Genomic DNA, 2,047 nt, shown 5'->3' on the forward strand with positions numbered 1-2,047 from the left:
ACGGATTACAGTACCCGATTAGCAGTACAGCGCTTTTCCAAACCAATATAATCGCTATGCTCTATGCTTTCTGCTCCTTGCTATTACAAAAGTAACGTTTCAATGCGATGTGCCATTACCATATTTTGTTTTTTGCTGTAACTGAAAATGGTAAAATGGCCATCCTGAGACGCCACCAAACCAATAGATTGCGGCTGATCGTTAACAAACTGGGCTACAGAAAAGTGCCTGGTCCCTCCGAGCTGTCCGGGATAAAGAATTTTATCTTCGCCACCAACAATGGGCTCCGAAAATGCAATCTGCTCTACGGTTGGTTTGCCTTTAGCACGACCGATTTTTGCACCAAACGCAATCAGGTCAAATTCTTCGTTGATGATCGTAGCACCATCAACAGCTGTTAAACCTGCTAAATGCTCTACTTCGCGACGAACAGCCMCCTGCGAAAAAATTTCACTCTGGTTGCCGCTCTGTTTCGCCAGATTGGATAAACCACAGAATGGAGGTTTTACCAAATACTGTATCGGGTGGATAATAGATTCTTCCCATTTTGTATCGCCTTTCGGCACAATTAGCAAGGCTCCACCACGGCCATGGGCACGCATAGAAACCGAAAACTGGATCAAAATATTAATGGGATCGTTCCAGCTGGCCAAAACAGTCAGATCTAACAAGGCCTGCAAAATAGGTGGACAATCTTTATTTGCACAACTGGTATCATCAACAATGCGGATCTGCTCTCCTTTAAGTACAGCAACATTCGTAAACTTACCGATGCCGTAAATCCTTCGGTGTTTAATTACGATTAATCCAGGTTCAGAAACATCAACAACAAAACAGAAGTTCGGAATATTGAGGGTTGTACCCCAGATATAAAGTTCGCCATCTTCTTCCCAAACCCCTAAGTGAATTCCTGAACGTTCAATCCCAGGCGCTATTTTGGTTAAGGTATTGGCATTTAACGCTAGTTTTTTAGCAAAACGTAACGGTTTCGACGTTTGCTCTGGTGGTAAAAAAGCAATCGAAATCCTCGGCGAATGCCCCTCTTCCTTACGCAAGCTGCTCCAAAAGGCAACATCTATTATCGCTTCAATTATTTTTCGGTCCGGCTGAGTAGCCAAATCTATCTCACCCTGTGCAATTGCATTTTTATGCAGTTTAACAAAATGTTGCTCAATAGTTGCTGCAATCGTGTTTGCCGCTTTGTAGGTAGGCTTGTAACTCATGTTCCGAATTTAAGTCGAATATTTCGATTTTTGAATATCCGAAAGGTTTGATTTTGGTAAAAAAACACAGACATTTTTACCACAGATCTTCGCAGATAAACGCAGCTATTTTTGATGTTCTTTTAACCGCAAAGCGCAGAGACAAGATTAACCACCAAGGCACAAAGAACACGAAGTTATTTACATATTTTTGGCTAATAAACTTCACTCAAATGAACTAAGGTGTCTTAAGTGTAAAAGATTCATCGGGCAATTAGTAAACAAATTGGCATGGAATTATTTCCGTGAACTCCGTGTTTCCGTGGCAAAAAACTAAAGCGCTACAAGTCAAAACCAAAAAATTAACCTCATCTTACCGTTAATCCTTAAAAAAGTCTATTTTTGTTTCAATGAGTAACAATAGTCTCTTATTAGTCGACCCGAATTTTAAAACTGATGCATCTGCAAACTGCCATTTATTATTAAAAATAACGAATGACAGCTTTTCTTATGCTGTGGTAGGTAAGGACACAGAAGAGATTAACATCATTTTTGATAAACAAGGTTGTGAAGATGTACAGAAAGAACTGAAATCTGCCTTTGAAACCGACAGCTACCTATCGTTAAACTATGCAACGGTAAAAGCGGCAATCCATACCTCAAATTTTATTTTCATCCCTGATGAATGGTTTGATGGTGAAAATCTGTCCGTTTATGCCAAGTATTTAGGTTCCGACGCTAAAGTTTATACTAAACACAACGATAAGCTAGGTTTTAATACCGTTTTCTGTTTAGATGAGCATTTAAAATCAAATCTGCCTGAAAAAACAGATTTATTTCCACAG

At 39.6% G+C, this 2,047-nt stretch carries 2 protein-coding genes; one reads left to right on the plus strand and one right to left on the minus strand.

Features of this window, described 5'->3' with window-relative positions; genetic code table 11:
- Positions 1–83: 83 nt before the first annotated feature.
- A complete protein-coding gene (locus tag AC1DPQ_RS26155; protein WP_477611351.1) occupies positions 84–1,223 on the minus strand; it encodes a putative sensor domain DACNV-containing protein in 1,140 nt (379 codons plus the stop codon).
- A 389-nt stretch (positions 1,224–1,612) separates the two neighbouring features.
- Here AC1DPQ_RS26155 and AC1DPQ_RS26160 point away from each other — a divergent pair.
- On the plus strand, positions 1,613–2,047 hold a 435-nt coding region (locus AC1DPQ_RS26160; protein WP_477611352.1), incomplete at its 3' end, for a DUF3822 family protein.

This window comes from Pedobacter sp. 01T416_2 (genome assembly GCF_056398925.1).